The following is a 24401-nucleotide window of genomic DNA, read 5'->3' on the forward strand; positions in this document are numbered from 1 at the left end:
TACTTTTGTATTTATTGAAAATATATCCATTAATAAAATTTACCAATTTAGTCCTTCTTATTACCTTATAAGACGGCAGTAATTCTTTCAGCACTAAATAAAAAATGTTATTACTCCCATTGAATTGAGTAATAACATTTCACTTAACAAATTCGCTGCCAACTAGCATCCTTCACATCTTCACTAGTCGGTTTTCTAACTAATCCAATAAAACATTCCTCGCAAGCACCAAATACAATAAAATTTTTCTGTGCTTGTCTTAACGAGACTTCATTTGCACCGCCTTCAAAGTCAGGATTGTTAAACTGTACCTCATCATCTTCCCAGTAACATATATTACAAATTTCATATGTACCTGGTGGTTCTTCTTCTATTGTTCTATACCCGCAGCACGGACATGTATATTTCATTCTGTTACTCCATTATTCATTTCTTTTTTCTCCCATATATTCCGGCCCATAAAGAATGTCACAGCACAAATCATAGTTATCCCCATGAAAAATGTATTAGAATCTTCATATGTAGTTGGAATGCCTACCGTTACGAAAACAATACTAAAAGCTAAAAGTAGATATAATAATAAAGATATAATATAGCTGAGTTTAAATCGTAAAATGATACCTCTAAACAATAGCTCACCAAGTAGACAGCCACCTAAAATAATAGGTACTCCGAAATACAATGTAAGGACTCCCATTTGCGCAGTAGATTGAATTATCTTTCCAATTATGTTCGGCGAAACCAGCTCACTATTGTTTCCCATCCTATCATATAAATCAAGTGCTGTTGCTGAAATAAAGAAACTTAATATAGAAAATGAATACGGTATTAAAAATTTGCTCACTCTCATTCACCTCGCTTGTTTCTTTACATATATTATTCATTATTTCCTATCATTTTTACATAAAAAATAACCCTCTATGATAAAACATAGAGGGAAGCATTTCTATATAAAAATCTATACCTTATCCTGAAGTGAATCCCGAAAATAGGACAAATATCAAAACACCTAAACCATCTGCTATCTGCTCCCTACATTCTTTAGGGTAGATAGTTTATATGTTTTATTAGAAAGTAGTGCCTTCTTTTTTATAATATTCTTTTGAAATCTCTTCATAAAATGCGGCTGATGTCGCGTAGAAATAAGGTGCTAACCATAAGAAACCGATTCCTACAGTAAGAATACTTAAAATGAACCAACCTAAGAAACTTAAGCATAGTAAAAAGTAATCCATTTTATGTCCATTCATCATATGACGACTCTCAGTAATCGCTTGATTCGCTGTATATTCTGGATGATCATTCAAAATAAAATATGTCATAGAATAAGAAAATGATTTAATAATACCTGGAATAATAAGAAGTAATGTCCATAGAGTCAAGTATACATACATTAGTAAATATGTTAAAAACGACTTCATCAACTTACTTCCATCGCTAAACCATCTAAATATATGACCAATGCGAGCATCAGTCCCACGAATTGCATTTAAAACAAGATAATAGGCACCTATTGTTAATGGACCAATAACAAGCATTACTATAATACTTACTGTAAGTGAATCACTTGCTTCTTCCCAACCCCAAAATATCGAGAAAATACCTGTTGTTAGCATTTCAACAGCTCCAATAAGGATTCCAATTAATAAGGTTGCCCCTACCGCTAGTCCCCATCTTCCTTTTAATGCATCAAGTGCTTCTCTTTTCAACTGACTTATCATATATAACCTCCTAATACTATTTATATTTTAGTATACCATTTATATCAAAAACCCCATAGATTTTCCTTAAATAGAAGCAAATTACCTTTTTTCATATACTGTAGTTGTACTAATATATAGATTAAATCACTCTTTTCCCTATAACAAAAAAGCCTGCCTTTCATAATAGGCAAGCTTTCTCAAGTTACATCTCATTTATTTTCTTCTTATACCAATCCTGCATTCTCTCCGCGTCTTCTACTCTCGTATGCTCTATTTTATAACTAGATGATGCACTAGAAAACTTATACGTACATAAATCCGCACGGCGCTGGAAATAGGATTGTGTCTTCTCCATTGATTGGACGTGTCTTCTTCTAATAAGTCCTGTATATTTTCCGACGCTACGATAGACAAGTGTAATTTGTTCTCCGTTAACACTGTAACCATTTGTTTTAAATGTTGCGTATCCAAGTGTAAAGATAAGGATTGCGAGCGGTAGTAATGCCCACATGATGTAATACTTTTCAAAGTATATGCCTATTCCAGTAAGCGGGATTGCGAGCATAGCGAAAAAGATGAAACTATCAATGAGATAGCGGCGCAATGCTGCTTTTGGTAACGAAGTAATATTTGCATTCAGTTCGTATGGTAATTGTAAATGCGCGAGTAACTGTTGCACTCGATCTTTTCGAATGATAGGATGCAGTGTAACTTTTTCTTTTTCGTCACCCGTTCCCTTACTTTGAATGACTTCTACTTGCACAGCACAATAACCGAACGGTTGGCGTAAAATACCTTCTTTTATCGTAATCCCTTGAATACGGTGCAATTTTAGTACGAGTTCTTTTTTCTCCAGTAATCCTTGCGAAATACGGACTTCGTCATTTCTTCGATTCACTGTGAAATCTCCATGTTTTAGCGCATAACCAATTGTCGATATAATCCACGAAAGGACGAGCAAAATAGCTATCATCAAAATCCAGCCATATATATCATGTTCCATTACATACGACTTTACGCTATTCTCTATCCATTTCGGAATGTACTCATCTACTTGGTGATACACAAAAAAGATTAATGAGAATAATAATCCAAATTGACCAGATGTAACAGAGGCTATTAAAATCTCTTTCCACGTTAATTTGTATTCTCTCGCTTGTTTTTCCTCTGTAACAATTGCTCTTTCTACTGTATTTTCTGCTGCTTCGTCTAACGTTTTTTCTACTTTCACTTCTGGAGTTGGCTCATTTAGCAAAGTAATAAGCTCTGTCGCTTCTTCTACCGTAATTCCAGCTAAGCTAACTTCTGCTTCATCGCCTCCGCCAGCTGTTTCAATCTGAATTTTTTTCAAACCGAGCATTTGATATAGTACGTTAGAACTTGTATTAATCGTTTGAACACGTTCTTTATTTAAGTAGCTCTCCTTTTTCACAAAGAGACCTTGTTTCACATGTAATACGTTATTTTCAACCCAGTATGTTGTGTAATACCATTTTTCAAACGCTGAAAAGACGGTGAGTAAACCGAATGCAGCGGGAATTAAATACCAAAACGGGAACTTTCCGTTTAAGCTAAACATGAAAATAATGAGTGGTATAAAGTCTGTTATTTTTAACTCTAATAACATCGTGATTGGATGCTGCCTTTTATACATCCTCATCACTCACTTTCGCTAATTCTGCGATTTTCGTTTTCAACATTTCAGCTTCATACATCGTTAAACCTGGGATGCTATGAGAAGTTGCTGCTGTTGAAATGTGTAATTCTGCTAATCCGTATTTTCTCATAATTGGCCCTTGTTCAATCGTTACGTGCTGTACACGAATCATCGGCACTAATACGCGCTTAACAACGAAAAGGCCATGCTGAATTTCAAGTTCTTCTTCATTTAGTTGGTAGCTGTAATAATGTTGACGTAGTTTCGGGAATAAGAAGTACGAAAATGGTGCGAACACAACTGTTAGCCCAATCATCACATACAAAATCCACGCCCACCAATCAAACTTTATCATAAGGAAAAGGTAAGCTAAAATGACGAGTATACCGATCCCTTCTTCAATTACAGCACGAACTTTCCACACCTTGACCATGTCAGGGTGAATTTCATTTTTCAATGGATCCATGTAACCACTCCAAATCTAGTAATCTAATATATGAATACTCTCAATCTATATTTTACGTAACTTTACAGAAAATTGGAATTTAATCTTCTTTCTTCTCAGGAATAAAATATCCGAACCAAAGTAGCCAAATGAAACCGATTAACTTCATCCAATTTCCATCCGCTTGAAAAGCTTCAATCATACCTGGTATTTTATAAACCCCAATAAATCCAAGAAAACCGAGCCACCAGTTTTTTTGCATTTTCATTTTTACTCCTCCTTCATTACGTTTTTCACATTTCGAATCCAAATTTCTTTATACTTTAACTGGAATCCCATGAGCATATAGTTGCTCATATTATCGATCACGAGCGCTAGCGTATGAGCATTTTCTTCCGTTTCATGTTGTGACACAACGCCCAGTCTCGCGCCTTTCTTCAATAAATCATGGAAACCATGCAAAAAATCCTCTTGTATTTCAAATAAACGTTTCTGATACTTTTCATTTCGCGATGCAGTTACGATAAATTCATTGATAACGCGTAGTATTCCTTCTTGCCCTTCATACTCAGAGAGCATATGTAAACCATCTGCGATTAGCTTTTCTGCAAAGTTTTCTTTCGTATACCGCTCTTCATTAAAGTATTTTGTAAAATGATAATCAGAAAAAATCTCTTCAAATAAAAAATCAACTAACGCTTCTTTAGAAGAAAAATGATAGTAAATAGCCGGTTTTGAAATACCTACCTCTTTCGCAATCATGGAAAGACTCATCTTCTCAATGCCGTGTTCTGCCATAAGTTTAAATGATGCCTCTACAATGTTCTGCGATGTTTGTAAATTCTTCGTCATACTGTACCTCACTTATTTTTACTTACCGTTCGGTAAGTAAATTATAAAACAAAACGAAATGATTTTCAATTTAGTTAGCACTACAGAAGGTATTTATTGGAAAATACAGAAAGTTATAAAGTAAAAGCAACATATAAGAATAAGGAGGATATCATATGGGACTTGGTGGTAATGGCGGTAGTGGTGGTAATGGCGGCGGTGAAGCGGGACAAGCTGGTAAGAGCGGATTTTCATTAATCATTGTACTTTTTATCGTATTGATTATAGCTGGAATTAGCTATATCGGACTTAGCTTCTAAGAAAAGGCGTCCTACATTACATATGTAATGTAGGACGCCTTGTTTTTAATCTCTATTCAGCAATCGCATACGATAACAATTCATCGTCACTTCTCCAAGCCTTTGCAGTAATTGATAGTTCGCATATGCGCCGACTGGGGCACCGATTACTGGTACGAGCTGAAGCATTTTCGCTAAATCAATATAGTCTCGGTACTCTGTTTGGAACTTTTCCCAGTCCATATGATTTTCTTTTTCTGTATCCCACGTTTCGATTGCTTTCCATATTTCTTTTCTGTGATCGTCACTTGAAAAGGCAAGTTGGAAAACGTGAAGGATAAAAAGACGCTCTTCTTGTTTACTCGTATCAAATCCGTACAATGTCGCTGCATCGAATAAAAATTTAATTTTAATTGTAAGTAAAAGCGGAAAGTCAGCAAGACCGAGGAGAATACCACCAGCTCCAGTCCCTGCTCCTTCTGCCGCTGCTATTTTTTTGTACTCATCCATTTTTTTACGAACTTCATCGTCACGTCTTTGCAGTGACCATGTCGTCTCTTTTAGTTTCGGCTTTATAAAGTTTGACCCGGCGCTAATCGTTTGCACCATCATACGAATCGTCTCTGTTAGTACCTTTTGTACTTTCGCCGGAATGAGCTGTTGCACCTTCGTCTGCACTTTTTTGGAGAACCGTGTCATCATAGAAGAATCTTTCATGAATGTAGCTTTCCACTGCTCCAATTCTTTTATAACCTTCTCTTCGTATGTAATCATAGGTTCATTCCTTTCAATTTAAACGCTCAATGCGCTTCGCCCCGTATTGGTAAACGAAACCGATACTAAATAATATGCTTACGATAAGTAAAATTCCTGTCATCATGAAATCTTTCGTTGCTAGTGCAAATATAACTGTAAAGATTACGCTTCCGATGATTAGAATCGCGTTTAATAAAGCAAGAAAATCTTTCTTCTTCTCTTCTCCCCCTACTGGATACAAATCAAGCCAAATTTTCATGCGATGATGTTTCCATAAAGTTAATAGCTGATAACCGATTAAGTATAGGAAGATAAGGCTTACGATAAATCGTCCATATAAAAATGGAATGAAGTAAAGAATTACTCCGCCAAGAGCGAGCAGACGCACATATAATCCAAAATAATTACCAGATCTTAAAAATGTTCTCGTATATAAGTATAAATATGTACGCTTTTCGCCTATCATCGACAGAATGAAATCTAGCCATTTTCTGCGGGCTACTCTTTCTTTTAATGCTGGTACATCAACGAACATGTTCGCAATGCGGTACAGTAGCATCATCTTCTTACCTTCTTCGGAAATTAAATACTCCCAGTTTAGTGGCTTTCCTTTGACCATTTGATGCATGATAGCAAGGTATAACACCATGAGAAGGACGATTCCACCAATGAAAAGAACTGAAGTACGTTCTACAAGAAAATATACAAATAAACCGTTTAGGATAAAACGAATAAACCAATCAGCCCTTTGTATATTTTGATCTGTTAAAAATGACTTTTCCCACGCTACAAATAAATTCCACGCTTTTACAATGACAAATGCGAGTACGATCCATATGTAGCCAGCTCCTGTTTGCTTCATTTGTTGGAAGTATAACGGAGCAAGCGCAGCTGCTACGATTGCGATTATGTATAACTGAATCATAAATGTAAAAAGAAATGCCTTTGTGAAGTAAGGTTTTAACTTTTCTTCAACTGGCAGTAAGTAAACGAGATCCGCTTCTTTTAATAACGTTTGAATGGATCCAGCCGTTAACACGAGTCCAATTAATACTGCCATTACGAGCGCAGTTGGAAACGAAGTTGTTAACGTTTGTAACCATTGCTGGTAATAATACGCTCCCGCACCGATGATGAACACGAAAATAAATTTCAAATGATCATTAAATACGTATTTACTATATGTACGAACTTCTTTTAGAAAGTGACGAAATCGTTCTTTCCATAACGCTGTGCTATTCATAATCTTCTTCCTTTGTTAGCGCGATGTAAATATCATCTAACGTTGCACCTGGCATATTAAACTGTGATTGCAGTTCAGATAGCGTTCCCTTCGCTCTTACTTCACCTTGATGCAAAATAATGAACGAATCACAATAACGCTCTGCCGTCGCTAAAATATGTGTGCTCATTAAAATACCGGCACCACTCTTTTTCATTTGGTCCATCATTTGAAGAAGGGATTGAATCGCTAACGGATCTAATCCAACGAAAGGTTCATCTACTATGTAAAGAGATGGCTCCACTAAAAATGCGCTCATAATCATTACTTTTTGTTTCATCCCTTTTGAGAAATGAGATGGAAACCATTTTAAACGATTTTTCATACGAAACTCTTGTAGTAGTTGTCCTACACGTTCTTCATATTGTTTTTCATCCACGCCGTACGCCATAGCTGTTAATTTCAAATGCTCTTCTAACGTTAATTCATCATATAATACCGGCGTTTCCGGAATAAATGAAAAGCTAGAACGGTACGCTGTCATATCATCACGAATTGTTTTCCCATTAATTGTGACAGTTCCTTTTTTCGGTTCCATTAAACCGATAATATGTTTAATCGTCGTACTTTTACCAGCTCCATTTAAACCGATTAAGCCGACAAGTTCGCCTTTATTAACAGAGAACGAAACGTCTTTTAATACAGGTCGTTTCGTATATCCTCCTGTAACATTTTCCACACGCAATAACTCGCTCATACGACACCACTTTCTTCATTAGTATTCATTCTATATTCATCTTACCAAAAATTATGCTGTACTACATAGTATCCATGTACTCAAAAAAAATTTTTAAATTTATTAGCATATAATTTCCCGAAAGCGGACATCATAATTATTGAAGAAGGAACACATTGAAAAAGCAACCACCAATTGATGAGTACAACAACATAGTGAAGTCATCATGAAATGGGGTGTCCAAGTTGGACAATGAAATTTACACATAACCAGATCATTTGTTTCATTTTCGAAACGGGGTGTCTCTGAAAGAGCATATACTGTTTTAAAAAATAAACAATTTCATTTTAAAAAAGATTGCAATTCATTTCACTTGAAAATGGGGTGTCTGCGGCAGAAACTTTAGCCGATTTACCGTGCATTTCTTAAATAAATGAGGTGTCTGCGAAACGTAAATTACGATAATGCTTTTTCAATCCCTCTTCAGAAAACAGGAAGCTGAGTCAGCTTCCTGTTTTTCGTGTTTGTTCTCTTATGTAATTATGGTAAAATACGGCTAAGGATATTTGAAAGGATGAGATCAATGAATCATACAGCAGACAATTGTATTTTTTGTAAAATCATTGACGGGCAAATCCCTTGCTCAAAAGTATACGAAGATGAACATGTGCTTGCATTTTTAGATATTAGTCAAGTAACAAAAGGACATACTCTTGTTATTCCGAAAGTTCACAAACAAGACATTTTTGCGTTAACGCCAGAAATCGCATCACACATTTTTTCTGTCGTTCCAAAAATCGCAAATGCGATTAAAGCAGAGTTTAATCCAGTTGGCTTTAACCTACTTAACAATAACGGTGAAAAAGCTGGACAAACTGTGTTCCACTTCCACCTTCATTTAATTCCACGCTACGGTGAAAAAGATGGTTTCGGTGCTGTTTGGAAATCACACCAAAATGAATACACTATGGAAAATTTACAAAACATCGCAAGTACAATTGCAAATAGTGTGAAATAATGACACTATAAGAAGGCGTAATACATAACAAGCCACTTCCCTGAAGTCATCAAATTCCGCATGGCTTGTTTCTTTACTTAAAATGCTCAGGGATGATTGTTTGTGCATAGCACATATAAGAAAGATATGCATATTTTCCCATCATGAATACGAACAAAAAATAAGGAGGTCTCCTTTTATGTCAAAAGCTAAATCCTTTATTACAGGTGTTATTTGCGGCGGAGCAGTTGCTGGACTAGCTGTTCTTTTCTCAACTCCTTCTTCTGGTAAAGACATGCGCGGCAAGTTAAAAGAAAAAGGAAATGATATTAAAAAGACTTTAGCTGATATTACAGCTGATACGAAATTATTAAAACGTCAAATCGTTGAAACTGCTTCAGAAGGTAAAGAAGTGTTCCAAGAATTAAAAGACGATATGCACGATACACTTTCTAACTGGAAGCAAGATATTTCTCAAAACAAGCGACATATTGAGAAAGAAATTTTGGACATCCAAAAGTCAATTGAGAAACTACAAGAAGCTGTTCCAGAAAAAGCGTAAACAAATTCCTGCTTAGTTTTTTGCATATAACAAATATTTTTTATATAAATTGACCTTGACACGGCATGTCGTATAGATATGCCGTGTTTTTATGCATTTACAATATATGTTATCACTTAACATGTAAGGACAACGTATGTATTCACGACTCATAAAACGCTTCCATAGTTATGCATGATTTGTATAGAATGTCATTTTTCCGAAAAATTTTCACAATTCTCACAAAAAGACTTTATTAATTTTTATTTTACTGGCATAATAGATAGTAATGAAAAAAGAATGTTAAAGTGGGTGAGTAAATGAAAAGTGGAGAAAAAGATTACTCGGTAAAAGAAGCGATGATTTTCAGCCAACGCATTGCTCAATTATCGAAAGCGTTATGGAAATGTGTAGAGAAAGATTGGCAGCAGTGGATTAAACCTTACGATTTAAATATTAATGAACATCATATTTTAACAATCGCTTATCATTTAAAAGGGGCTTCTATTTCTGAGATTGCTAAGTTTGGAGTTATGCACGTATCAACGGCGTTTAACTTCTCTAAAAAGCTGGAAGAACGCGGCTATCTTGTATTCTCAAAAAAGGAAGATGATAAACGAAATACGTACATTGAAATTACAGACAAAGGGGAAGAATTACTACTTCGCTTAATGGAGGAGTATGATCCTGAAAATAATTCAGTGTTTAATGGAGCTCTTGCACTTCGTAATTTTTATGGGAAGTTCCCAGAAAATATCGAACTGATTGCAATCCTTCGTAATATTTACGGACAAGACTTTATCGATATTTTTGAGAAATCATTAGAAGATATTGAAGAGAACTTTACAGAATCCGATCAAAAGTTAGTTAAGAAATAATCTATTTATTTTTTCGCAATCATGCTTAAGAATTCATTCATAAGCGGCTTAAATAAACCTTGTTTTGCTAGCGCTTCTGCAGTTTCGTGTACTTCGAGCTGATGTGGAAGCGCTTTTTCAAATTGATCTAACAGCGCATCGAACAAAAGAAGCCCTTCTGCTTTCTCCACTACATATTGCTCGTTCAGTTTTTCACAAAGATTTAGTATACGTTCAATATCTTTTTTACGAGCTTTTTTCTTTATGATCAAAGAATAAAATGGACACTTCTCTTCATCAATCATTTTAAATAGTAGGTCTACATAGTATTCAGCTTGTTCTAATCTTCTAACAACGTCCATTTTCTCCCTCACTTTCTAACACAAAGTCTTCTATTTCTGAATTTTGTAACACGAACAAAATATCGTGTGATACAATATATGTATATGTATTTTAGCCAAAAGGAGGTCTCGCCTCATGACACTTATAACAGTTGTTTTTGTCGCATTCGCACTTCTTGTTATATTTTACACGAATTTCATGACACATACACTGTGTGAACGAAAACAAATAGCTGCGAGCCGCCAGCCCGGTGTCTTTCGGGTTATTAATGTATGTATAACAATTTTATTAATTTCTAGTTATATAGAAATTATATTTCATGGAAAGTGAGGAAGGAAAGCCCCTTCCTCACTTTTTTCCTCTATAAGCAAATTATACCTACAATAACCAATAAAATAAACAGTACAAGTAATAAAATAAGTTGAGAATTCATCCCCATCCCCTCCTCTATTCTATATATGCGGCATACGCCCAATATGGCACACTTTCAAAATCTGACACGTGCTGGTTAATTTTTCTTTATCAATATGAAAACGGTTCGAAATATGATATATTAAATTTTGTACATATTGCTTATACTATAGAACAAAACATTCATCAAAACTTTATCCTCAGCCTCGGTAAGCCCTGTTAAGCGCGCTTTACCAATATAAAAAAGCAAAAGTATCAGTGAGACTTAATCGGGCTCTTATGAATCAAAATTCATTGGTGTAGGATAAATTAAAAATACATAATAGTAGGAGTGTTTATCGAATGAAGAAAGCTATGCTTGCCTTAGCCGCAACAAGTGTAATCGCATTATCAGCATGTGGAACATCATCATCAGACAAAATTGTTACATCTAAAGCTGGTGACATTACAAAAGAAGAATTTTACAATCAAATGAAGACACAAGCTGGTAAACAAGTACTAAACAACATGGTTATGGAAAAAGTACTTATTAAAAACTACAAAGTAGACGACAAAGAAGTAGATAAAAAGTTCGATGAAACGAAAAAACAAGTTGGTGATCAATTCGATACACTGTTAAAACAACAAGGTCTGAAAGAAGAAACATTTAAAAATATGTTACGTGCTCAATTAGCTCAAGAAAAAGCAATTGAAAAAACAATCACTGATAAAGAATTAAAAGACAACTACAAGCCTGAAATTAAAGCAAGCCACATTCTTGTAAAAGATGAAGCTACTGCGAAAAAGGTAAAAGAAGAACTTGGACAAGGTAAATCTTTCGAAGAGTTAGCGAAACAATACTCTGAAGATACTGGCTCAAAAGAAAAAGGTGGAGACTTAGGATTCTTCGGACCTGGTAAAATGGTTAAAGAATTCGAAGATGCTGCTTATAAACTGAAAAAAGATGAAGTAAGTGAGCCTGTAAAATCACAATTCGGTTACCACATCATTAAAGTTACAGACATTAAAGAGCCAGAAAAATCATTCGAACAATCTAAAGCTGACATCAAAAAAGAACTTGTTGCGAAGAAAGTGCAAGATGGCGCATTCATGAACGATCTTATGATGAAAGAAATCAAAAAAGCTGACGTAAAAGTTGACGATAAAGATTTAAAAGATCTTTTCGAAGAGAAAAAAGCTGACGATAAAAAAGAAGAAAAGAAATAATGAAGTAAAAAAAAGCTTGGGCTTCGGCCCGAGCTTTTTTATGTATCCTCTTCGTTAATGAAAGTTTATTTTTTCATTCGTTTAACTAAAACCATCTTTTATGCATTTCACTTAAAAACATTTCTGTAATTTTAAATCCAGAATTTTCTCCTATAATAGAGTCAATCCCGCAATGCGGACAAACTGCTGTGTTATCATCATCCCACCACTCTGTAATTTTTTCTGGATGAAAAATTTCTAAACAATAGAAACAACCACATATAACATCCTTTTCTAAGTGCTTTCTATTACGAGAACAAAAACGATGCGCTTCCTCAAAATATTTTTGCATCAGTATCCCCCTATTCCTGATTTTCTTCTTTGCTTTACTTACATTCTCCTCAATAAAATTGCAATTCTTCCTTAAAGAAAAACACAAAAAAACCTTGATCCACGCCACGCAGAACCAAGGTTTATCTTATTATCATTGATTAAATTCAAAAACTATGTTAAATTAGTACAGAAACACGTTTTCTAAAACGAAAGGAACGTATTTATCCGTATCTTAATTGTACACCAAAACACATCTTCAGTCAACCTCTATTTTTCACTTTTAAAGGAGTGCTACCGTATGAACAAAAAACTTGATTTAGAGCAAAAAAGATTGGATACCGTAATCGAAACGATTACGCAACAAATTGATAAACTGGAAAACGAAACTGGCAGACGCCGGGCAGAAGTAATCAATATTCGTAAACACTTTTGGGATGATGTGAAAGTGAACACGGATACTTTTGATGATTATCTTGAAACAGTTATCAACTTAAGACAACAAGCTCAGTCACTAGCTGTCACACAAATTACTCATAAGCACACCTTTAATCGACTTGCCGCACTAAAACGCATGCATAAAGCACCTTATTTTGGACGAATTGATTTCAAAGAAGAAGGAGAATCTGCTGCGGATCAAATTTATATCGGTGTTGCTACACTTACGGATGCTAGCGGAGAAAACTTTCTTATATATGACTGGCGCGCACCTATTTCGAGTGTATACTACGATTATCCACCAGGACCGGCTGAATACAGTACACCAGGCGGCGTAATCCACGGTAATGTGGAGAAAAAATTACAATACATTATTCAAAATGGCGAGATTGATTCTATGTTCGATACGAGCCTGACAATTGGTGATGAAATCTTGCAACAAGCGCTCGGAAAAGGTACAAACAAACATATGCAAAGCATCGTTGCTACGATTCAGCGCGAGCAAAATGAAATTATCCGTCACGATGAAGGCCGACTCCTTATCGTGCAAGGAGCTGCTGGTAGCGGTAAAACATCAGCTGCCCTTCAGCGAATCGCCTACTTACTATATAAATATCGCGAATGGCTAAAAGCGGATCAAATTATTCTCTTCTCCCCTAACTCTATGTTCAATAGCTACGTTTCTAACGTACTACCTGAACTTGGTGAAGAAAATATGCAGCAAGTGACATTCCAAGAATATTTAAATCATAGACTGAGTAAGTCATTTGACGTTGAAGACCCTTATGAGCAATTAGAATATATGCTAACTGAATCAAATAGCCCTACCTATAAAACGAGAAATGCTAGCATCCGATTTAAAGCATCTACTCAATTTTTCGAGATGATTAGAGCTTACAGACAGTCTCTTGAATCTTCAGGCATGCTATTTAGAGGAATGAAATTTAGAGGGAAACTGATTGCCTCAGCTAAAGAAATCACAGAGCAATTTTATAATACTGACTCCTCTCTCCGCTTCCATAGCCGAATTGAGAAGTTAACGGATTGGCTAAATAAGCAAATAGATGCACTTGAAAAAGCAGAACTGAAAAAGCCTTGGGTAGAAGAAGAAATCGAACTACTTAGTAAAGATGAATATCAAAAGGCTTATAAATATTTACAGAAAAAAGGCGAGTTTGACGACAACTCCTTTAACGATTTTGAGAAAGAGGCGAAAGTACTTGGACGTATGATTGTCCGTAAAAAATTGAAGCCACTTCGTAAAGGTGTTCAAACATTGCGCTTTATCAATTTCACAGGAATATATAAACAGCTATTCACAGATGCATCATGGGTTACTGGAGAAAAACCGAAAGAGTGGGATGATATTTGCTCATTAACAGTAAATATGCTTGATGAAGGAAAGCTATATTACGAGGATGCGACTCCATTTTTACTTTTAAAAGAATTAATTGAAGGCTTCCAAACGAACAGATCGATTAAACACGTACTCGTAGATGAAGCGCAAGATTATTCTCCGTTTCAGTTCGAGTTTTTAAAACGTCTCTTCCCTGCTGCAAGAATGACGGTACTCGGGGACTTTAACCAAGCGATATTTGCCCATGCGAGTGAAACAGTGAATTTCAATACACTTACTAGCTTATACGGACCAGATGAAACGAACGGTATCAACTTAACTCGTAGCTATCGCTCAACAAAACCGATTATTGAATTCACACGTGCTCTCGTACCGGAAGGCAAGAACATTCACGCCTTTGAACGTGACGGCGCGAAACCTACAGTGACGAGAATAGCAAATCACAGCGAACTGCACGACCGTATTACTGCCAAAGTTGCTGAATTACAAAAACAACAGCACAATACGATCGCAATTATATGTAAATCTGCGGCTGAAAGCGCCGCTGCTTACGAAGCACTTAATCATATCGAGAATATTAAACTCGTGAAGAGTAACTCAGCCGAGTATGAGCAAGGCGTCGTCGTGATCCCTGCCTACTTAGCGAAGGGTATTGAATTTGATGCTGTTATTATTTACGATGCTTCTAAAGATGTGTACAGCGATGAGAGCGTTCGTAGATTGTTCTACACTGCTTGTACGCGCGCAATGCACGAATTACAACTTTATAGCGTTGGCGAAGTTAGTCCTTTTATACTTGGGGCTGATTCGGATAGTTTTGAACTAATAACTAAAACACCTTGATGATTATCAAGGTGTTTTTTTACAATAAGAATGTTATTTTTCCTAACTATCTATTTACGTTTTTGAAACAACACAATTAAGACTGGTAATATGGTTAAAGCGCAGAATAAAGAAAGTGTTGTATCAATAACAGTTGTAATACCAAATTCACGTAAGACTGGGAAGTTAACAAAAATTAACGTTGAGAATCCAACAATTACTGTTAATCCTGAAGCTGTAATGGCTTGCCCCACTTTTGAAAGAGAGACGCGAATTGCTTCTTTGGGAGACAGTCCCTTCGCCTCTTCTTCACGATATCTTTCCATAATGAGAATCGTAAACTCTGTTCCAATTCCAAGTACAAGGCAGCTTAGCGCTGTTGTTAGCGGATTATATGAAATATCGAGTAGTTTTAAAGCACCAGGCGAAAATCCTAATACTAAAACAATTGGTATTAATGGATATAATGCATGTTTTACGCGGCGATACACAAGGAGTAAAGATAAGAAAATAATGAGCAGCCCTGCGCCAATCATTAATTCACTATTTGCACCAATGTTATCAATACCATACAGCATCATAACTTGCGCGCCCGCTGGCTTCATTTTCACACCATCGATCGGCTTCATATCCTTTGATATGTTATGCATCAACTTCAATTGATCCGCCGAAGACAGATCTGGATTCACTTGGAACTGAACTGTTGCGTATTTTTTGTTTTTACTTATAACGGTTTCTTTCAGAGAATTTGGCACGTTTTCAAGCTCATTTGCTACTTGTGCAGTAGATTCTGGCAACGCACTTTTCCCATTGATTTGCAAAATAGCTTTAGGCAGTGATATGACATCACTCACATCTTTATATTTGCTTTCAATCTTTTCACTTTCATTATGCATCCAAGACATTACTTTCGGTTCCGTGACGTCCTCTGCTTCTACTAAATACGTAATATATGTTGTAGAGCCAACTATCTTTTGTAATTGTTTCGTATTTTTTAATGTCTCCATATTTTGCGGAATCATTTTTGTTAGGTCTGTTTCAGTTGGTATAGACTTTTCTGCTATAAATCCAAGACCAGATAAAATAACTGAAACGATTAAAATAGGAATTGCGAGTTTCATAGCTAGATTCGCGTATTGATTTAAGAAACGTGATAACATTGTGTTTTTATCTACATCACCTTTTAATGTAGGTACTTCTTTTTTGCGATCTAATAAGTAGAATGTTGAGAACATCAATAATAGTTCAACAACGTAACAGAATATAACACCTATCGCTAAAGTTAATCCAAATTGTTGCATCATCGGCGCTTTCGATAAATACATTGTCAGGAAGCTTAAACTCATAATCACAACTGCAATTCCCACGCCAGGTCCAATATGACGAACGGCATGTAATGTTGCAAGCTTCGCATTACATCCACTCGTTTTATATTCCTCTTCATATCTATTATGGAATTGAACACCGAAGTCAGTGCCGAGCCCTATAATGATTGGTAGTGTCGCCATTGTTGCGAGCGTAATCGGGATTCCGGCCCATCCCATGAAACCAAATGTCCATATTAATCCAATTAACACAAAGGCTAATGAAATAATACGACGTCTTACAGGGAATACGAAGAATAGTACAACAATCATTAATAGAACCGCTAAACCGAGCATGATTCCTAATGTCGTTATGACCTCTTCTTGAATATCCCCTAAAATTGCAGGCATTCCAGCTACCTTTACTGTTACACCTTGACTGAAATTCGTATCTTTAATAAGTTCATTTAGCTCTTTATTCATACGTACATACGTCGTCATCTCTGTATTATTTGATGTGTGAAGCTGAATCACAACGTGTTTTCCATTCCCAGGAATGAGTTGTTTCAATTGGTCTGGTACTTTCCCTTTATTAGAAAAGACGATTTCATGAAGTAAATCATTATTCATATTTTGAACATTCGGTAGAGCTTTCAAAATAGCTCGTTGCATATGATCTTTTTGTTGCTCTGTTAAAATGCTTTGCGTATACTTTGCAACTTCATCATTTTGCTTTTCCATTAAAACAGATTGCGTTATTTTCTCTTGCTCATCAACTGTAGGAGTATGTCCGAGCGCGACTAATTGTTTTTGTATTTCTTGCATTTGTTCAGCTGCAAGTTGTTGCTGAATAAACACTCCCATTTTTTCACGTTGCTCATTCGTTAAACTGCTTTTGACGTTATTATTAATTTCATTCATTTTTTCGCTTGAAATAGAGTTTTTCAAAGCTGTTTCTAATTTCTCATTTGCTACTCCTGTATCAAATGTTGAAAATGAAGGAGCAGGAGCGGATAACATTTCATTTAATAAGCCAACATAATGTGTTGATCCGGTAATATCTTTAATACCTTCTGTTTTTTAGTGAATTCTACAATTGCTTTATTTGTTTCTTGTGAAAGCAATGTATCACTCTCTCCACTAAGCAATACGTATATACCATCCCCGCCAAAATGTTTTTGGTACGTTTCTGTATCCTTATAAACATCAGATGTATTACTTAGAAATACATCATTCCCCATCTTCATCTCAATTTTCGTTATACCAAATACGAAAAATATCGTTAAACATAATATAAGTGCAATATTCATCTTTGCGTACTTGATGATAAACCGTCCAATTGTATCAAAAACCTTATTCATATTTTTCTTTCCTCCTTTGCTATGCTCAATAATTTATCATAGGCTTTAGAGGAAAACGATGAATAAAAATGAATATACGTCTCAAAATGAGACATATGTCTTATTTTGGTTCATTTATGAGAAAATTGTTAACGATATGGATGAGTTCTTCTTTTGAATACGGATATTCATTATTTACCCATTTTTTTACGATCTCAAAAAATCCACTACAATAAAAATCACATAACACATTTGGATAATCTGAATTTTGGATTTGTCTTGAAAGAGGGTCGTTATATTGCGTTGCATTTTCATATAAGGACTCCCCGCCAAGTTGAATCAACTTATCATATAATTCACGGCTATTATTTTTACTCGTAACATTAAAAAACAACGCACGATTCACATCTATGTAGTCAATTACTTCTTCAAAAAATGTACGTTCCAAATTCAAACCTTGCTTCGTTTGTTCAAATAGCTCTATGGCAATAGTATTTATCGTGGCACTAAAGAGCTCATACTTATCAACGTAATAACGGTAAAACGTACTTCTATGAATCATTGCTTTTTCGCAAATATGATTAATCGTAATGGATGAGAATGGTTTTTCTTTTAATAGTTCTATGAAAGTGTTCGTTATTAAAATTTGTGTACGTAAACGCGTATGGTTACTCAATTTATTTGTCCTCCCTATAACTTTTGTTGTTCTTTTAGTATGCCGTAGTTGGTTATAATAGTGAATTCTTTTTGTATATTACAAAAAACACCTTGATCATTATCAAGGTGTTTTCTTCATTCTAAACGACACATCTTTACGGCGATATACACTCAGCACAATCCCCATTATAAATGCATGAAACAGAGTTGGTATCAATCCGTAGCTAATAAAAGGTAATGATATAGAAACACGTGGTAATATCCCGAGGGTCATGCCAACGTTACAAATAAAATGGATTACAAAAAGAGTCACTCCGCCAACGAGAAGCAATTTACCATAACCATCATTTATTTTATAAGCTATGTTCATTATTCTTACTGCAAAAAGAGAAAGAATCACGACAAGAACTAGCGCAAGTACATATCCATAATAGTAAGTCAAACTTGCAAATACAAAATCAGTATGGGCAGCACGGATAGACTTTATATTTTCATATGTACCAAACCAACCTGCTGAAGACATCGCCTCTTTTAAACGTAAATACCATAGATCATGCTCTGGGTTTAACATTCCTAAAACTCTGGCCATACGGTATTCTTTTACAGCAGACCAGGAAAGTAGATCCCTAATAATCAATGGTACAATAGGTAAAATCGTAATGAGCCATGCCGTTTTCTTTCCTAACTTACTCCACCAAAGCATAACAAATACCATCGTAATGTAGATGAAAATGGGTAAAAGAATTGATATAGTTGAAAATAAATATAAAGAAAATACGTACAACATGAGAAGATGTATAAACTTTAACCTACTATTATTGAAAAACGAAGCCCAAGCTAAAAAGAAGAATGGTATCGTCATTAAACAGTCAATTTTGATGGGGCCAATTTTTATTATCGCTTCCCCAATCACGTAACCAGTCGGAAAACATTTTATAGCTAACAAGATAAGTATTCCAATTGTATAAAACAGCCACCCGAGTCTTTCTAGCTTCCGGTAATCAAGCAGCATCATCCCAACAGCTGTTGCAATGCCGAGAATTACAAAAATTACTTTGTTCATTAGTAAATCGTTCGTATGCCCAAGAGCGATTATTGGTAAAAACCCTAACCCCATAGCAGCTACTAATAAAATAAGTAAGAACCAATCCACCTTTGGCTTATGAAGTTTGTTAAGTTCCCGGCCAAGTTTAATCGGACTTCCCATTTGTTCAACAGCCTTATCTTCAGCAACTTCCTCACTTAACCCTTTATCCATCCACATATTCTTCGTCTGTTTTAAGTGAAAATTTAGTTCCGTTGCTACCAAGTCCTTCGCTTCTTTTGATTTAATATGGTTCGTAACTTCTTTTAAAAAACGCTCCCCTTTTTTGTTCAATTTTTTCTCACTCCTGTACTAAGCCTTTTAATATAAATCGTGCCTTCGTAGCATTTTTTTCTGCCTTTCGCAGCATCTTGTTTCCTTTATCATTTAATTGATAATATTTAGCTCCTGCGTGATCCCAATTAGATTGGATAAAGCGATTCTGTTCTAGACGATGTAATAAAGTGTATAGAGACCCTTCATCACCTTCGAATTTTTGAATCCCTCTTCCTCTTAGTAACTGCATCAATTCATAACCTGTTTTTTCATTCATAAGAAGTTGTAACACTGCTAAAAGGATATCTTCTTCCTTTTCGGACGATTGCTTAATTTTTTCGCGCACCTGCTTCTGGTGCTGATCAGAAAAACTCAAATGTTTAAACGTTGTGTTCTCCATTGATTTTCGCAAGCCTTTTAATCGATCTTCCATTTGATTATTCCTCCAATCCTTCCTTCAAAAGTTCCTTCGCTTTTTTTAGTCTTGTCTTTATCGTGTTTTCTTTCACATCTATTACTGTAGCAATCTCTTTAATTGATAATTCCTCATAATAAAATAGATAAATGACTTCTCGATATTTTATCGGTAAATTCATTACTGCAGAAGCTAACCTACTATCCTCAGCATTTTGAATGACAGTTTGTTCGACACTATCATTTTGAATCCCAATATACGCAAATTCATCCTCTGTAACGATTACCTTTTTGTTATACCAACTTTTTATATAGTCCTTACATTGATTAATCGCAATTCTCCATAACCACGTTTTCACATTCGATTTCCCTTTGTATGTATGAAGAGATTTATAACATTTCACAAATATATCTTGCGTTACATCCTCCGCAACCTCTTTATTATTCACATATGAATACACAAGCTGTAGGACTTCTTGTCCATACTTGTTCATTATTTCGTCGATAAGGTCCTCCTTATCTTCTATTTCAAACGCTTCTATCGTTAATTCATCCACATCATTTCCTCCTTCCCATATATTAGACGACGCACTGTATGGAAAAGTTTTATAAATACATAAAAAAATACGGATGGTAATGTCCATACCGTTTTTTTATGAATATTTATTTACTTCTTGTCCCCTGACACTAATGCTCTGCTTAAAAACAGGAATTTTCATCCATATATCTTGTTCCCTATTTTAAAACATAATACAATTAAAATGTAACTTAATAAGCTATAACTAGTAGGTGTGGCAATCATCTCTTCCATTTTGAAAAAGGGGGGAGGTGATAATATGATCGCGATGTTTGTAATTAAATTAGTGTATGGTATCCTAACCGGAGCTGGCGTTGTCATCGGTAGAAGATACGTCGGTCCGTGGCTAATTTCTGTATACAAAAAAGCGAGAACCACCCTGCTTCGTGGAAAAGGTAAGGGCGGTTCTCGGCTAAAACGTTAATGTAATTGTCTTATAACCGCACCTACTACCACCACAATAGCAAGTTAGGTTACACAAGGCAGAAGTTTCTCAGGCTTCTGTCTTTTTTATTTTATGCAAAATTCACACTAAATACTCTATCATCATTGTAACACATTTTATTTATTTTTAGTCAAGAGAAAAAACCACCTAAAGGCTCCCCCTTCAGGTGGTTCTCTATCTTACGCTAACGCAGCTGCCTGTTCTTGTTGTTCTAGACTTTTTCTAGTTCAGCTGTGCCGCTCTCATCATTTATAGCACCAATAAAGACGGATTATGTACCCGCTTCATAACAGGATGAATAAACAAGGAACAACACCTATTACGAATATAAAAAATCCCCTCACTACATAGCACCTATGTTTTCAGCAATACTCTATTACCATCAAACTAAATTTGTATAATTTAAACTACAGAATAGCAAGTTAATTTTCAAATATGTTCTTGCGCATTATCCTAAATTTATTATCTATTTGTATCATGCTTATAAATAAAAGATATCCTACCGACGCACCGAGCATATTTATAGCAATCCGCCACACATCAAAAACATCAGACAAAGTTAGTAAATGTAATATCTCCCAAACAAGAAAGGTCATAACATACCACTTACGAGCTTTCTTATAGTTAGTCACTTTATTAATCAGCACTGGAACGAAAAATCCGAATGGAACTACTAATATTATATGTTGTAAAACGCTTAACCAATAAGTTGAGTTTCCCCAAGGACCTGGATGTGCAATAAAATCTTTAACTTGCCAAAGTGTTATTCCAAAAAGTTGTAATAACGTTTCTAAATCAGATATATGTAAAAATTGCTGCCAAAATTCAATGGGATGATAGACAGTCCCACCTGTCAAACTGCGAACAGAGTCAAATGTAGAAGTTGAAATAAATGTTCCTAAAAAGACAATAAAACAAATGATTATATAAGGAATACATAAAATTTTTGATAATACCTTTAATGGCCTAGGAACTTCGTATACCGATTTATTAATCTCTACGCCAATAACTTTTGATTCTCCAAAACTTTGAATCGCTTTATAAATCGCTTCTTTTTCATTCATACCTTGTTCCATATATTCTTCTTTCAAACTGTTCAAGTGATCATACATTTCTAGAAATAACTCATCCTGTTCAATATCACTAAGTTCTGAATAGGCTAAAATAGACTTAATATACTCGTCAAATTCACTCATAAATAACTCCTTTCTGACAAGCTTGAATTAATGCTGTTACACTCTCCCAAGAGTTCACTTTCTTCTGCAATTCTTTTTTCCCTTTATCTGTAATAGTATAGAATTTCCTTTTCATCCCATTCTCAGATTCATTCCAATAAGATTCAAGAAACTCCTTTTTCTCTAATCTCTTTAAAGCAGGGTACAAAGTTCCCTGCCCCATACTATACAAATCTTCACTTGCATCCTTTAAACTTTGAGCTATTTCGTAGCCGTATGTATCACGTTTTGCAATGATAGAAAGTAATAAAATATCTATACTTCCCTTTAAGATTTCTTTGTCCAACAATACCACCACCTTATATACATCGTATAACAACATATATCGTTATGCAATATAGTTAGAAGAATATTCCATAAAAAAAACCACCTAAAGGCTCCCCTTCAGGTGGTTTTCTATTTTACGCTAAAGCAGCCGCCTGTTCTTGTTGATCGACAGGAATTACAGCGTCTGTTAGTGCTTTTTCTAGTTCAGCTGTGTATTTCATTTGTTCTTCTTTGCTCCAGCCTAGTTTCGCAGCCATGTAGTTGATTACTGCTTCTTTCCACTCGTATACCCAGTGGATGTTGAAGAATACAGCGCCTCTGCGGCGTACGAAGAAGTCGACTGGTTTTGCTGTCATTTCGTAATCCATTGCGTATACAAGCGGGATTAGAACGTCTAGCGGCATGTTATATTCTTTCGCTTCGTCTTTATGTTTTTTCGCTAAGTCGAATAGTACATCAACGTTAGAGCCGTAGAATTTTGCGAATTCTTCTGCTTGTGCTGTCGTTAAACCATATTTCGTACCTTCGCCAGCTTTTTTCGCAACGAATGCTGGGAATCCGTGTGAACCATCTACATGTCCACCAGAGATTGGCATATGTTTCGTTGTACTCTTCGGATATGCACTATGGCCTTCTTTTTGTAGTAAGTTCGTTACGTAGTCTACTACCATTTCAGCCATTTTGCGGTATCCAGTTAATTTACCACCTGCGATTGTAATTAAACCAGATTCAGAAGTCCAAATTTCATCTTTACGAGAAATTTCAGATGCACTCTTACCTTCTTCATAAATTAACGGACGAACACCAGCCCAGCTTGATTCGATGTCTTTTTCCGTAATTTTTACGCTTGGGAACATATAGTTAATCGCATTAATGATGTATGTGCGATCTTCTGTTGTCATTTGTGGTACAGCTGCGTCTTTATCATAGAACGTATCTGTTGTACCTACGTATGTTTTTCCGCCGCGAGGAATCGCGAACACCATACGTTTATCTGGTGTATCGAAGTAAATCGCTTGACCTAACGGGAAACGTTTTTGATCAATTACTAAGTGAACACCTTTTGATAACTGAAGTACTTTTCCTTTTTTCGAGTTATCTTTTTCACGAAGTGTATCTACCCAAGGACCAGCTGCGTTTACAATTTTCTTACCGTAAACTTCGTATACTTCACCGTCTAGTAAATCGATTACACGTACACCGCATACTTTTCCATCTTTATATAAGAAACTGTCTACTTTTGCGTAGTTAACAGCTTTTGCGCCGTGCTCAATTGCTTCTTTCATTACTTCAATTGTAAGACGCGCATCGTCTGTACGATATTCTACGTAGTAACCGCCGCCTTTTAATCCTTCTTTTTTTACAAGAGGCTCTTTGTTTAGCGTTTCTTCACGGTTAAACATCTTTCTGCGCTCGCTTCGTTTTACACCTGCTAAGAAGTCGTATACACGAAGACCAATTGATGTACTAAATGATCCGAACGTACCGCCTGTATGGAACGGAAGTAACATCCACTCTGGTGTTGTTACATGGGGACCGTTCTCATATACGATCGCACGCTCTTTACCCACCTCTGCTACCATTTTCACTTCAAGTTGTTTTAAATAACGTAGACCACCGTGTACAAGCTTCGTTGAACGACTTGATGTACCTGCTGCAAAGTCCTGCATTTCAAACACAATTGTTGATAACCCGCGTGTTGCTCCATCTAATGCAATACCAGAACCAGTAATACCTCCACCAATTACGATCACATCTAACTCTTGTTTATTTACTCCGTTTAATACGTCTTTACGTTGTTTACTTGAAAATTTCATGGTAATTCCTCCCTTTGATAACGAAAAAAGAGACCACAAACTCCGCTATAGATTTC

Annotated in this window: 30 protein-coding genes; 8 read left to right on the forward strand and 22 right to left on the reverse strand. The window is 35.6% G+C overall.

Translation table 11 applies throughout. The features are described 5' to 3' along the window. Positions 1-143 precede the first annotated feature (143 nt). The 7 genes from GBN91_RS10235 to GBN91_RS10260 all read right to left on the reverse strand — a co-directional run bounded on the left by GBN91_RS10235 (position 144) and on the right by GBN91_RS10260 (position 4657). Positions 144-410, reverse strand: coding sequence for a CPCC family cysteine-rich protein (locus tag GBN91_RS10235; protein ID WP_000877842.1), 267 nt, complete (start codon positions 408-410; stop codon positions 144-146). After that, positions 407-844, reverse strand: coding sequence for a hypothetical protein (locus tag GBN91_RS10240; RefSeq protein ID WP_000033012.1), 438 nt, complete (start codon positions 842-844; stop codon positions 407-409). The genes GBN91_RS10235 and GBN91_RS10240 overlap by 4 nt, the downstream gene beginning before the upstream one ends. 223 nt (positions 845-1067) lie before the next feature. After that, entirely contained in the window at positions 1068-1721 is a 654-nt protein-coding gene (locus tag GBN91_RS10245) for a DUF975 family protein (RefSeq protein WP_000625400.1), read from the reverse strand. 184 nt (positions 1722-1905) lie between these two features. Then, complete coding sequence (locus tag GBN91_RS10250) at positions 1906-3357, reverse strand: PH domain-containing protein (protein ID WP_152121439.1); 1452 nt, start codon at positions 3355-3357, stop codon at positions 1906-1908. Continuing rightward, positions 3350-3826, reverse strand: coding sequence for a PH domain-containing protein (locus GBN91_RS10255; RefSeq protein WP_152121440.1), 477 nt, complete (start codon positions 3824-3826; stop codon positions 3350-3352). Before GBN91_RS10255 ends, GBN91_RS10250 begins: the two co-directional genes overlap by 8 nt. A 79-nt stretch (positions 3827-3905) precedes the next feature. Continuing rightward, entirely contained in the window at positions 3906-4073 is a 168-nt protein-coding gene (locus GBN91_RS28810; protein ID WP_000783813.1) for a hypothetical protein, read from the reverse strand. A 2-nt stretch (positions 4074-4075) separates the two neighbouring features. After that, a complete protein-coding gene (locus tag GBN91_RS10260) occupies positions 4076-4657 on the reverse strand; it encodes a TetR/AcrR family transcriptional regulator (RefSeq protein WP_000164838.1) in 582 nt (193 codons plus the stop codon). A 155-nt stretch (positions 4658-4812) separates the two neighbouring features. On the opposite strand from GBN91_RS10260, the gene GBN91_RS10265 reads away from it, so the two are divergent. Further along, positions 4813-4956, forward strand: a complete 144-nt coding sequence (locus GBN91_RS10265) for a YjcZ family sporulation protein (protein WP_000522758.1) — start codon at positions 4813-4815, stop codon at positions 4954-4956. A 45-nt stretch (positions 4957-5001) separates the two neighbouring features. On the opposite strand, the gene ecsC is transcribed toward GBN91_RS10265, so the two are convergent. From ecsC to ecsA, 3 genes are read right to left on the reverse strand one after another with little or no spacing between them, the layout of a single operon-like run. After that, a complete protein-coding gene (gene ecsC, locus GBN91_RS10270; RefSeq protein WP_000634142.1) occupies positions 5002-5709 on the reverse strand; it encodes an ecs operon protein EcsC in 708 nt (235 codons plus the stop codon). Between the two features lie 13 nt (positions 5710-5722). After that, positions 5723-6934, reverse strand: coding sequence for an ABC transporter permease EcsB (ecsB, locus tag GBN91_RS10275; RefSeq protein WP_001089131.1), 1212 nt, complete (start codon positions 6932-6934; stop codon positions 5723-5725). After that, positions 6927-7670 (reverse strand): ABC transporter ATP-binding protein EcsA, encoded by a 744-nt coding sequence (gene ecsA / locus GBN91_RS10280; RefSeq protein WP_001292603.1) that lies wholly within the window; start codon positions 7668-7670, stop codon positions 6927-6929. The genes ecsB and ecsA overlap by 8 nt, the downstream gene beginning before the upstream one ends. Positions 7671-8232: 562 nt before the next feature. Between ecsA and GBN91_RS10285 the strand changes: the two genes are divergently transcribed. The 3 genes from GBN91_RS10285 to GBN91_RS10295 all read left to right on the forward strand — a co-directional run bounded on the left by GBN91_RS10285 (position 8233) and on the right by GBN91_RS10295 (position 10065). Further along, positions 8233-8667 carry an HIT family protein gene (locus tag GBN91_RS10285; protein WP_001016835.1) on the forward strand — a complete coding sequence of 145 codons (435 nt, stop codon included), beginning with the start codon at positions 8233-8235 and terminating at the stop codon, positions 8665-8667. A gap of 178 nt (positions 8668-8845) precedes the next feature. Further along, a complete protein-coding gene (locus tag GBN91_RS10290; RefSeq protein WP_000030300.1) occupies positions 8846-9208 on the forward strand; it encodes a YtxH domain-containing protein in 363 nt (120 codons plus the stop codon). Between the two features lie 299 nt (positions 9209-9507). After that, positions 9508-10065 carry an HTH-type transcriptional regulator Hpr gene (locus tag GBN91_RS10295; RefSeq protein WP_000834924.1) on the forward strand — a complete coding sequence of 186 codons (558 nt, stop codon included), beginning with the start codon at positions 9508-9510 and terminating at the stop codon, positions 10063-10065. Between the two features lie 5 nt (positions 10066-10070). On the opposite strand, the gene GBN91_RS10300 is transcribed toward GBN91_RS10295, so the two are convergent. Further along, positions 10071-10406, reverse strand: a complete 336-nt coding sequence (locus GBN91_RS10300) for a DUF1878 family protein (RefSeq protein WP_000383655.1) — start codon at positions 10404-10406, stop codon at positions 10071-10073. Positions 10407-10521: 115 nt separating this feature from the next. Between GBN91_RS10300 and GBN91_RS10305 the strand changes: the two genes are divergently transcribed. Next, positions 10522-10716, forward strand: coding sequence for a hypothetical protein (locus GBN91_RS10305; RefSeq protein ID WP_000172690.1), 195 nt, complete (start codon positions 10522-10524; stop codon positions 10714-10716). Positions 10717-10747: 31 nt separating this feature from the next. Here GBN91_RS10305 and GBN91_RS29560 read toward each other — a convergent pair whose 3' ends face one another. Then, positions 10748-10861, reverse strand: coding sequence for a hypothetical protein (locus GBN91_RS29560; protein ID WP_002023459.1), 114 nt, complete (start codon positions 10859-10861; stop codon positions 10748-10750). Between the two features lie 278 nt (positions 10862-11139). Here GBN91_RS29560 and prsA point away from each other — a divergent pair, with 278 nt between their 5' ends. Then, on the forward strand, positions 11140-12003 hold the full coding sequence (gene prsA / locus GBN91_RS10315; protein ID WP_000710074.1) for a peptidylprolyl isomerase PrsA: 864 nt from the start codon (positions 11140-11142) through the stop codon (positions 12001-12003). 85 nt (positions 12004-12088) lie between these two features. On the opposite strand, the gene GBN91_RS10320 is transcribed toward prsA, so the two are convergent. Next, positions 12089-12334, reverse strand: a complete 246-nt coding sequence (locus tag GBN91_RS10320; RefSeq protein ID WP_001174905.1) for a hypothetical protein — start codon at positions 12332-12334, stop codon at positions 12089-12091. A gap of 279 nt (positions 12335-12613) precedes the next feature. Between GBN91_RS10320 and helD the strand changes: the two genes are divergently transcribed. Further along, positions 12614-14950: an RNA polymerase recycling motor HelD gene (gene helD, locus GBN91_RS10325; RefSeq protein ID WP_152121441.1), complete on the forward strand. Its 2337-nt coding sequence runs from the start codon at positions 12614-12616 to the stop codon at positions 14948-14950. 50 nt (positions 14951-15000) lie between these two features. On the opposite strand, the gene GBN91_RS10330 is transcribed toward helD, so the two are convergent. The 6 genes from GBN91_RS10330 to GBN91_RS10350 all read right to left on the reverse strand — a co-directional run bounded on the left by GBN91_RS10330 (position 15001) and on the right by GBN91_RS10350 (position 20561). Continuing rightward, positions 15001-17253 carry a hydrophobe/amphiphile efflux-3 (HAE3) family transporter gene (locus GBN91_RS10330; RefSeq protein ID WP_226800149.1) on the reverse strand — a complete coding sequence of 751 codons (2253 nt, stop codon included), beginning with the start codon at positions 17251-17253 and terminating at the stop codon, positions 15001-15003. A 5-nt stretch (positions 17254-17258) separates the two neighbouring features. Beyond that, positions 17259-17594, reverse strand: coding sequence for a hypothetical protein (locus GBN91_RS29230; RefSeq protein ID WP_226800151.1), 336 nt, complete (start codon positions 17592-17594; stop codon positions 17259-17261). A 100-nt stretch (positions 17595-17694) separates the two neighbouring features. Continuing rightward, the gene (locus GBN91_RS10335; RefSeq protein ID WP_152121442.1) at positions 17695-18249 is read right to left on the reverse strand and encodes a TetR/AcrR family transcriptional regulator; all 555 of its coding nucleotides are present in this window, start codon (positions 18247-18249) and stop codon (positions 17695-17697) included. 102 nt (positions 18250-18351) lie between these two features. Next, the gene (locus GBN91_RS10340; protein WP_152121443.1) at positions 18352-19608 is read right to left on the reverse strand and encodes an FtsW/RodA/SpoVE family cell cycle protein; all 1257 of its coding nucleotides are present in this window, start codon (positions 19606-19608) and stop codon (positions 18352-18354) included. Between the two features lie 7 nt (positions 19609-19615). After that, positions 19616-20023, reverse strand: a complete 408-nt coding sequence (locus GBN91_RS10345) for a PadR family transcriptional regulator (RefSeq protein ID WP_000390147.1) — start codon at positions 20021-20023, stop codon at positions 19616-19618. Positions 20024-20027: 4 nt separating this feature from the next. After that, the gene (locus GBN91_RS10350; RefSeq protein WP_006924784.1) at positions 20028-20561 is read right to left on the reverse strand and encodes a sigma-70 family RNA polymerase sigma factor; all 534 of its coding nucleotides are present in this window, start codon (positions 20559-20561) and stop codon (positions 20028-20030) included. 279 nt (positions 20562-20840) lie between these two features. Between GBN91_RS10350 and GBN91_RS28815 the strand changes: the two genes are divergently transcribed. Beyond that, a complete protein-coding gene (locus GBN91_RS28815; protein ID WP_000561154.1) occupies positions 20841-21005 on the forward strand; it encodes a hypothetical protein in 165 nt (54 codons plus the stop codon). Positions 21006-21448: 443 nt separating this feature from the next. On the opposite strand, the gene GBN91_RS10355 is transcribed toward GBN91_RS28815, so the two are convergent. From GBN91_RS10355 to glpD, 3 genes are all read right to left on the reverse strand, one after another. Beyond that, positions 21449-22222 (reverse strand): VanZ family protein, encoded by a 774-nt coding sequence (locus GBN91_RS10355; protein WP_025687727.1) that lies wholly within the window; start codon positions 22220-22222, stop codon positions 21449-21451. Beyond that, positions 22215-22547: a PadR family transcriptional regulator gene (locus GBN91_RS10360; RefSeq protein ID WP_000356630.1), complete on the reverse strand. Its 333-nt coding sequence runs from the start codon at positions 22545-22547 to the stop codon at positions 22215-22217. The genes GBN91_RS10355 and GBN91_RS10360 overlap by 8 nt, the downstream gene beginning before the upstream one ends. Before the next feature lie 115 nt (positions 22548-22662). Continuing rightward, positions 22663-24345: an aerobic glycerol-3-phosphate dehydrogenase gene (gene glpD / locus GBN91_RS10365; protein ID WP_016122054.1), complete on the reverse strand. Its 1683-nt coding sequence runs from the start codon at positions 24343-24345 to the stop codon at positions 22663-22665. Positions 24346-24401 lie beyond the last annotated feature (56 nt).

Source organism: Bacillus sp. B1-WWTP-T-0.5-Post-4 (assembly GCF_009183795.1).
Taxonomy (GTDB): domain Bacteria; phylum Bacillota; class Bacilli; order Bacillales; family Bacillaceae_G; genus Bacillus_A; species Bacillus_A cereus.

Bases quoted from the DNA above. Each gene is read 5' to 3' on its own strand.
- GBN91_RS28810 (WP_000783813.1), bottom strand. From the start codon at position 4,073: ATGAAAATGCAAAAAAACTGGTGGCTCGGTTTTCTTGGATTTATTGGG.
- GBN91_RS10355 (WP_025687727.1), bottom strand. From the start codon at position 22,222: ATGAGTGAATTTGACGAGTATATTAAGTCTATTTTAGCCTATTCAGAA.
- GBN91_RS29230 (WP_226800151.1), bottom strand. From the start codon at position 17,594: ATGAATAAGGTTTTTGATACAATTGGACGGTTTATCATCAAGTACGCA.
- GBN91_RS10305 (WP_000172690.1), top strand. From the start codon at position 10,522: ATGACACTTATAACAGTTGTTTTTGTCGCATTCGCACTTCTTGTTATA.
- GBN91_RS10330 (WP_226800149.1), bottom strand. From the start codon at position 17,253: ATGTTATCCGCTCCTGCTCCTTCATTTTCAACATTTGATACAGGAGTA.
- helD (WP_152121441.1), top strand. From the start codon at position 12,614: ATGAACAAAAAACTTGATTTAGAGCAAAAAAGATTGGATACCGTAATC.
- prsA (WP_000710074.1), top strand. From the start codon at position 11,140: ATGAAGAAAGCTATGCTTGCCTTAGCCGCAACAAGTGTAATCGCATTA.
- GBN91_RS10265 (WP_000522758.1), top strand. From the start codon at position 4,813: ATGGGACTTGGTGGTAATGGCGGTAGTGGTGGTAATGGCGGCGGTGAA.
- ecsA (WP_001292603.1), bottom strand. From the start codon at position 7,670: ATGAGCGAGTTATTGCGTGTGGAAAATGTTACAGGAGGATATACGAAA.
- GBN91_RS10320 (WP_001174905.1), bottom strand. From the start codon at position 12,334: ATGCAAAAATATTTTGAGGAAGCGCATCGTTTTTGTTCTCGTAATAGA.
- GBN91_RS10290 (WP_000030300.1), top strand. From the start codon at position 8,846: ATGTCAAAAGCTAAATCCTTTATTACAGGTGTTATTTGCGGCGGAGCA.
- GBN91_RS10345 (WP_000390147.1), bottom strand. From the start codon at position 20,023: ATGGAAGATCGATTAAAAGGCTTGCGAAAATCAATGGAGAACACAACG.
- ecsB (WP_001089131.1), bottom strand. From the start codon at position 6,934: ATGAATAGCACAGCGTTATGGAAAGAACGATTTCGTCACTTTCTAAAA.
- GBN91_RS10295 (WP_000834924.1), top strand. From the start codon at position 9,508: ATGAAAAGTGGAGAAAAAGATTACTCGGTAAAAGAAGCGATGATTTTC.
- GBN91_RS28815 (WP_000561154.1), top strand. From the start codon at position 20,841: ATGATCGCGATGTTTGTAATTAAATTAGTGTATGGTATCCTAACCGGA.
- GBN91_RS10300 (WP_000383655.1), bottom strand. From the start codon at position 10,406: ATGGACGTTGTTAGAAGATTAGAACAAGCTGAATACTATGTAGACCTA.
- ecsC (WP_000634142.1), bottom strand. From the start codon at position 5,709: ATGATTACATACGAAGAGAAGGTTATAAAAGAATTGGAGCAGTGGAAA.
- GBN91_RS10255 (WP_152121440.1), bottom strand. From the start codon at position 3,826: ATGGATCCATTGAAAAATGAAATTCACCCTGACATGGTCAAGGTGTGG.
- GBN91_RS10250 (WP_152121439.1), bottom strand. From the start codon at position 3,357: ATGTATAAAAGGCAGCATCCAATCACGATGTTATTAGAGTTAAAAATA.
- GBN91_RS10245 (WP_000625400.1), bottom strand. From the start codon at position 1,721: ATGATAAGTCAGTTGAAAAGAGAAGCACTTGATGCATTAAAAGGAAGA.
- GBN91_RS10260 (WP_000164838.1), bottom strand. From the start codon at position 4,657: ATGACGAAGAATTTACAAACATCGCAGAACATTGTAGAGGCATCATTT.
- GBN91_RS10285 (WP_001016835.1), top strand. From the start codon at position 8,233: ATGAATCATACAGCAGACAATTGTATTTTTTGTAAAATCATTGACGGG.
- GBN91_RS10235 (WP_000877842.1), bottom strand. From the start codon at position 410: ATGAAATATACATGTCCGTGCTGCGGGTATAGAACAATAGAAGAAGAA.
- glpD (WP_016122054.1), bottom strand. From the start codon at position 24,345: ATGAAATTTTCAAGTAAACAACGTAAAGACGTATTAAACGGAGTAAAT.